Source organism: Terriglobus sp. YAF25 (genome assembly GCF_052113305.1).
Classification (GTDB): Bacteria; Acidobacteriota; Terriglobia; order Terriglobales; family Acidobacteriaceae; genus Terriglobus.
On the sequence record NZ_JBFRCY010000319.1, the window covers coordinates 1 to 7,243 of the forward strand.

Consider the following 7,243-nt stretch of genomic DNA (forward strand, 5'->3'; position numbering starts at 1 on the left):
TCATCGTGCTGGTCATCATCCTGGGGGGAGGCATAGTTGTGGCGATGGTCTCGGCGTTCAATCGGCAGGCTGCCCCTATTCGGAAGATGTTCCCTCGATAAAGCATCTATGCCGTCCGCACATCGTTTCATCGCACCGTTGAGGACTTCAGATGAGCGACTTCAACTCGAACTACACTCCACCGCCGGACATCCATATCCCCGCGTTCGATTCAAGCGCGCAGTCTGCCTTTCAGGCAAACACCCAAGTTCCTTCGTTCGACCCATCGACGCAGGCATCGGTCCCGGCATTTCCTACGTTTGACCCATCCATGCAGGCACCATTCCCGGATAGCGGAACATTTTCTACGTTCGACCCGTCGACTCAGGCACCATTCCCGGATAACGGGACATTTCCAAACTTCGATCCATCGACGCAGGGGCCCGCTCCGGATGCCGGAACGTTTTCACCCTTCGACCCTTCGACTCAGGGATTCTCGTCCTCTGATCCAGGCATGTCTTTCCCGCAGGACAACTTCTCCTCCCCAGGTCCAGACCCGAGCTTTCCGTTCGACCCCGGCTTTGCGCCGCCCGATTACGACAACAGCGCCACGTTCGATTCCGGCCTCGCTCCCATTCCAGATTTCTATGGTCCGCCGGATATGGGCACGACACTGCCGGATCCGCCGCCGTTCGACGCTGAGTCAGGCGGTCAGACCTTCAGCTTTGAACCAGTGGCCTCTGTTCCATTGGATTTCGACCAGAAAACGATGGGGCCACCTTCGTTCGATCTGCCTCCAACGGACTTAACCCTGGGCATGGACACCGCCACAGCGACGTACACCGATGTTCGTGTGGACGACTTCCTCACCGCATTCCATGAGGCCAGCTTCGGTCCGCCTTCCTTCGACGAACCCCAGCCAGGAGACCCGAACAACGCGGTTGAGAGCGCTGCCGTTTCAACGGTCGAACCCGGCAAATCGGCTGAGCCCGTTGCCGATACTTCCGCTCGGCTCGACACCGCAGCAGCCAGCACCACGGACTCCAACGCTACACAAACCCCGGAGACGGGCGGAAGCTCGAATTCGAGCGCATCGGCGGATGGTGGAGTAACGCAGAGCGCCGGTGGTAACGAATCCGGAGCGGCGGCAAAGTCTGAGGCAGGTAACTCAGGGATGACGGAGTTCCGGGTGTGGCCAGGGGGACAATATGAACGCGCCGACGGCTCCGCCTACGACTATCAGGCCTCACAATCCTTCGTGCAAAACGGGGAAACGTACTATCAGAACGTCGAGGTACGTCCGGACGGAACAGTCGTCGTTCACGAGTACCGGGGCTCTGAAGGCTTCAATATCGAGCACACCTCGGTCACGCCGGGCCCCGATGCTGGTCCTCCAGTTCCCGGTGCCGGTACTCAAGCTCCAGACACGAGCCAGGCGCCGGCAAGCCCCGAAGCGAAGCCGGACCATGACAAGTCGGTGGATTCTGGCGGGCTCGGGCCCACTCTGCAGGCAATCGACCATTTCCTGGTTCCCAGAGCCGACGAGCATCCCTTTGCCCGAGGCGTTATGGACAACCTCTATAAACGCGGCGAAGGAATCGCGAGTGACCCTGCGGCTCTTTTTGGGTTTCGTCCTGACAAGACTCTACTTGGGTTTGCGCAGTCTTTCATCACACTGGGCAAGGCGGCCGACGACGTCTACTACTACATGATGCACCCCGACAGCCAGGAAGGAGAGCGAAAGCTAGGGAGCGCTGTGGTGGATGGAGCCTTCGAGACTCCCAACGTGATCGGCGTAGCAGAAGGGGCTTTCGGCGCACTTGGCGGTGGAGCAGGTGTGGCAGCGGCAGAGGCTGGAGCGGGTGCCGGAAAGCCTTCCGGCGAGGGTACTCCATCTGGACTTGCGGAACCGAAAGAAGCTACGCCGCCGTCGAAGGGTGAAGGCCCAGCGGCAGCTGAAACCGCCCCGCCGCGGGAGGCTCCCGTGGCAGCCGAACCAGTTGCACCGCCGGCGCAGGAGGGTGGCGGAGAGCCGCCGGCCACGGCAGGCGGTTCTGAACAGAACCCAGCGCCCGCAGCTGCGGAACCCCAGGGCCAGCCTCCAGCAGAGCCGCCGGCTGAACCTCGCGCCTCAGAGGAACCGGCAGAGCCACACAACTCCGAACCGGAACCTCACGACGCTGAACCCGAGCCTCATGACGCTGAACCCGAGCCTCATGACGCTGAATCGGAGCCACACGACGCTGAATCGGAGCCACATGACGCGGAATCCGAGCCTCACGACGCTGAACCGGAACCCCACGACGCAGAATCCGAGCCCAGCAGCGCCGAGCCGGAGCCCAACAGCGCCGAGCCCGAGCCGAACAGCGCCGAGCCCGAGCCAAACAGCGCCGAGCCTGGGCCCAACAGCGCCGAACCGGAGCCGCAGCAAGCCGAACCCGAACCACACGGACGCCGGCGCTTCAGCTACATCGAATAAGCCCAGGTTCTACAGGGGTAGGAAGCCTTTGTCAGCTATCGTGCCAGCACCGAAACCGAAATTTGGTAATCCCTCCGGCGACTCCAGTGGGACTGGCCTGCGCACGGGGATGCGCTTCGGCGAGAAGAACGCAGCGGAGATCTCTTCCAACTTCAACCTCGATTACAACCAGGGCGCCGGAAGACCGAACTCCGTCACGTACGAAGTGCACGCAGGTGTAAGGGAACGCACGGCTGCACCTGAAGAAAGAGCCTTTGCAAGAGACTCCAGCACCGAAGGCGCGCAATCGAGCGACAGTGCCTATACAGGATCCGGCTATGAGCGAGGACATCTGGCTCAGCGGGAGGTATTTAAAGAAAACACATTCACCGGTGCGGACCACTTGACCAACCGTGGAGATGTGCCACAGGGTATCCCGCCGCAACGTGTGGCGGACCAATTCACGAACGTTGTCCCCATGAAGGCCGAACTGAATCGGGGTACGGGTTCCCGCTGGCGGGCAGCCGAGGTGGAAACGCTAAACCTGGCCGATGAGCTCGGCTCTGTCACAGTGAAAGTTGTCCCTAGGTATGCCGAGAATCCCCCAAGACTTTCAGACGGAACGCCAATCCCGGACTCTATCGAGCGTACGGTCTATGATTCGAACGGAAATCAGATCAGACACGATACATTTGATAATCGCTGAACGGTCCCCACAGACCCCTCCGACAGAACGCAGATCTGGCATCTCTCTTCGTAGGTCAGATGTCTGTAACTTCTCATGGCTCCCTCCAAGCTACGTTGTCCATGAAAAGCCACATCCTCAGACCGCTGGACAGGCGTTGTTGCGCCTTATGGTTGACATTCGCGCGTAGCGCGAACTGATTCTTTCGCTCATGCGAAAGAATCAATGACAAACAGTTCCTTCGCTAATTCACCCCAATGAACAAGTTCGCCGGGGACCCCGAACGCTCAGGATGACAAGCACAAGACCGTTCGCGCATCGCGCGAATACCCAGGTCCCCGAGGGACCTGGGGCACCCAACGTATGGCTATCTCTCTAGTCTTCTGCCTTGTCTTCGATGCGAAGCATCTGCAGGCAGAGCGGCTTTTCCAGCATGCAGTCCATCTTCGCGATGGAGCGTAGTGCTCTCTCAACGACAGAGGTCAGGCAGGGCTCAGTGGTTACGACGAAGGGCAGACGGTCTTTCGGATACCCCGGGCGCTGCAGGATGGAGTCGATGTTCGCTCCGACCTTGGCCAAGGCTCCGGCGATGGCGGAGACGATTCCCGGCTTGTCGCTCACCACAAAGCGCAGATAGTGTGGAGCGAGGAACTCGCCCACCACAGCACGCTTACGCACCGGTTGATGCACCACACCGCACTGTTGGGCAACGGCAAGCAGATCGCTGACGACGGCGACCGCCGTTGGGTGCGCTCCGGCGCCGTGGCCGCTGAAGACCACATCGCCGCCGAAGCGGCCGCTGGTCACCACCATGTTTTGGGTGCCGTGGCTCCACGCAATCGGCGACTCGGTCGGAACCACCATCGGACCTACACGCGCATGCACCACGCCATCCTGGACCTGGGCGCGGCTTACCTGGCGGATGGTGCAGCCAAGTTCTTTCGCATAGTGAAAGTCGACCGCCGATACCTTGCTGATGGACTGTGTCGGTACCTCATCGGGATTCAGCTCGGCGTGCATCGCAACGCGCGACAGAATGCAGAGCTTGGCGCGGGCATCGTAGCCGTCTACATCCGCGGAAGGATTCGCCTCGGCGTAGCCAAGCTTCTGCGCCTGGGCCAGCACCTCGGCGTACTCCGCACCCTGCTCCATATGGCTCAGGATGAAGTTGCAGGTGCCGTTCACAATACCGCTGATTCGGACAATCTCATCACCGCCGATACCCTGCAGCGCGCCGGGGATAACCGGCACACCACCAGCGACAGCAGCTCCGTACAACAGCGAGACGCCCTTCTTCGCCGCCAGCTTCTCCAGCCCGGCGCCGCGATAGGCGATCAACTGCTTGTTGGCCGTCACCACGCTCTTACCGGCAGCGATGGCCTTCTTCAGCCAGCCTTCAATCGATTCAAGACCGCCGATCAGCTCGACGACGACGTCGACATCGCTCTTCAGGATGACGTTGATGTCGTCGGTCCAGATCACGGTCTTGGGCAGCTTCTTCGCCTGCGGACGCGAGAGTTTACGCGTGTAGTCACGGTTATAGACGTGCGTGACTTCAATGTCCGCGAACCGCCGCGCCGCCAGCACATCGGCTACACCGCCGCCCACCGTACCGAATCCCAGAATTGCTACCTTCGTCTTCGCCATACTCTCTCTCGCTAGTAGTCGATCTTCTTTTCGCTTGCGGTCCAGGCGCGGAAGCTTTCGAGCGCCTCATCGTGCAGCAGCTGCCGGATGGGGATAGCGCGCTGTTCGAGCGGCTTCTTCACCYCGTCGTACAGGAAGCTGTCGTCAAATCCGACTGCGGCCGCGTCGGCTGCGGTATTGCCGTAATAGATCACCGCGCATCGCGACCAGTACAACGCCGCCAGGCACATGGGGCAGGGCTCGCAACTGGTGTAGACCTCGCAGCCTTCGAGCGAAAATGTTCCCAGCTTCTCGCAGGCTCGGCGAATGGCCACTACCTCGCCGTGGGCCGTCGGATCGTTGGTGCTGGTGACGAGGTTCATGCCCTCGGCGACGATCTCACCGTCCTTCACCACGACGCATCCGAATGGACCACCGCGCCCGGTGCGAACGTTCTCGGTTGCCAGCGCGATCGCGCGTTGCATGAATCTTTCGTGACCGTTCATGTCATTTACAAATGCTTGAAAATGCGCGATTGACGCGCAAAATCACGGCATAATTTGATTATGGCACAGGCCTTCCGATCGAACCGCGTCCTACTCCCACCTCAGCCACAGCCGGCAGCGCTGATGCAGCGGGTCGCGCTGATCGTGGACGATGGCGTCATCACGCAGATCGTCGCCCACGATGCTGTTCCGACGGGAATTGAGGTCGTCGACTTCGGCAACCATGCCCTTCTTCCCGGCCTGATCGATGTGCATACGCATATCAATGAGCCGGGGCGTACCGAATGGGAGGGCTTTGAGACCGCGACACGCGCCGCGGCCGCGGGCGGCTTTGTCACGATTGTCGATATGCCGCTGAACTGTCTGCCGGAGACCACCTCCGTCGAGGCCCTGGAACAGAAGCGCATCGCGGCGCGGGGATTGGCCTACATCGACTGGCTTCCCTGGGGAGGCCTGGTCGGCCCGGGAGACGACTCCACCTCAAATCTCGATGACCTGGAGCCGCTGGTTGAGGCCGGCGCCGCGGGCTTCAAGTGCTTCCTTATCTATCCTGGTTGCGAAGGTCTTACCCACCTTTCGCTGGCGCAGCTTCGCCGCGCTGCACCGACACTTGCGCGCCTGGGCAAGCCGCTGCTCGTGCATGCCGAGCTGGAGGGTCCGGTCATAGAAGCGAGTAAAACTCTGTATGCGGAGGAGGCTGACTGGTCGAAGTATGCAACCTATCTTGCCTCGCGGCCGGATGAGGCAGAGCTCTCCGCCATCCGCGCGTTGATCGAGCTGGTGCGAGAGTTCCGCTTCCGGCTGCATATCGTCCACCTCGCAACCGCACAGGCCGTGCCTATGCTTGCCGCAGCCAAAGCCGAAGGTCTGCCGATCACGGTGGAGACCTGCCCGCACTATCTCTGCATCAGCGCGGAAGAGATTGCCGATGGAGCCACCCAGTTCAAGTGCGCGCCTCCGATCCGCAGCAAAGCGAACCAGGAGGGGCTATGGCAGGCGCTGCGCGATGGCGTCATCGACCTGATCGCCACCGACCATTCGCCGTGTCCGCCGGAGATGAAGCCCGCCGGGCCGTTCGATAAGGCCTGGGGTGGCATCGCATCGCTCTCCACGGCGGTTCCTGTTATCTGGACTGAAGCTCATAAGCGAGGCTTCACCCTTCAGGACTTTGCACGGTGGTTTGCGGTCGCTCCGGCGGAGCTTGCAGGTTTGAGCACGACGCATGGAGAGCTGGCCGTGGACCGGCCGGCGAACTTCACGGTCTTTGCGCCGGAGAGCATGTGGACCGTGACGGAGAGCAGGCTGCACTATCGTCATCCCATCTCGCCCTATCTGGGACGTACCTTGACGGGTGAGGTGATTGCGACGTATCTGCGTGGGGAGCCTGTGTTTGCGGAAAACGAGTTTTCGTTTGCTGCACGAGGACGGGATTTGTCGGTATAGGTGAGTCCACCGCTTGTCAGGATGACAAATTTAAAGACGGTCGCGCGGAGCGCGAATACCCAGGTCCCCCGAGGGACCTGGGGCATCCAGTTCTTTCTTGCCACGGCCTTAACGCTTCAACTTTTAACTTTCAACTTTTAACTCCCACCCACACCTCTCGCTCAGCAACTATCTTTTGAGACAATGACACCCACCGATGAATCCTGTTCTTAATCACTGGAACACGTTGCCCGCCGACCAGGCCAAGGCTGAAATCCTGCCCGCCAATGGCTCGCACGAATGGGCTGAGCAGATGGTCTCGCACCGTCCTTATCCGAATGAGCAGACGCTCTCCGAGATCGCTGACCACATCTGGTATCACCTTGGCGCCGATGCCAGGCAGCAGGCCTTCGACTCGCATCCACGCATCGGCCAACGTCATGCCGCTAAAGAGGCGACGGAGAGATCGCTGGCATGGTCTTCGCAGGAGCAGACGCTTACTGATGACGAGCGTCTGAAGCAGGAGCTGGCCGAAGCCAACCAGCAGTACGAAGAGAAGTTCGGCCG

Annotated in this window: 6 protein-coding genes; 4 read left to right on the forward strand and 2 right to left on the reverse strand. The window is 60.6% G+C overall.

Annotated features, from left to right (window positions below; genetic code table 11):
• Positions 1 to 151 precede the first annotated feature (151 nt).
• On the forward strand, positions 152 to 2,458 hold the full coding sequence (locus AB4043_RS14295; RefSeq protein WP_442307341.1) for a hypothetical protein: 2,307 nt from the start codon (positions 152 to 154) through the stop codon (positions 2,456 to 2,458).
• Between the two features lie 40 nt (positions 2,459 to 2,498).
• Positions 2,499 to 3,143: a DNA/RNA non-specific endonuclease gene (locus tag AB4043_RS14300; protein ID WP_442307342.1), complete on the forward strand. Its 645-nt coding sequence runs from the start codon at positions 2,499 to 2,501 to the stop codon at positions 3,141 to 3,143.
• 354 nt (positions 3,144 to 3,497) lie between these two features.
• On the opposite strand, the gene AB4043_RS14305 is transcribed toward AB4043_RS14300, so the two are convergent.
• Positions 3,498 to 4,769: a homoserine dehydrogenase gene (locus AB4043_RS14305; RefSeq protein WP_442300576.1), complete on the reverse strand. Its 1,272-nt coding sequence runs from the start codon at positions 4,767 to 4,769 to the stop codon at positions 3,498 to 3,500.
• Positions 4,770 to 4,780: 11 nt separating this feature from the next.
• Complete coding sequence (locus AB4043_RS14310; RefSeq protein ID WP_442307343.1) at positions 4,781 to 5,254, reverse strand: nucleoside deaminase; 474 nt, start codon at positions 5,252 to 5,254, stop codon at positions 4,781 to 4,783.
• A gap of 60 nt (positions 5,255 to 5,314) precedes the next feature.
• Here AB4043_RS14310 and allB point away from each other — a divergent pair, with 60 nt between their 5' ends.
• Entirely contained in the window at positions 5,315 to 6,697 is a 1,383-nt protein-coding gene (allB, locus tag AB4043_RS14315) for an allantoinase AllB (protein ID WP_442300574.1), read from the forward strand.
• A 196-nt stretch (positions 6,698 to 6,893) separates the two neighbouring features.
• Positions 6,894 to 7,243 (forward strand): 2-oxo-4-hydroxy-4-carboxy-5-ureidoimidazoline decarboxylase (locus tag AB4043_RS14320; protein ID WP_442307344.1); only part of this gene is annotated, 350 nt, incomplete at its 3' end.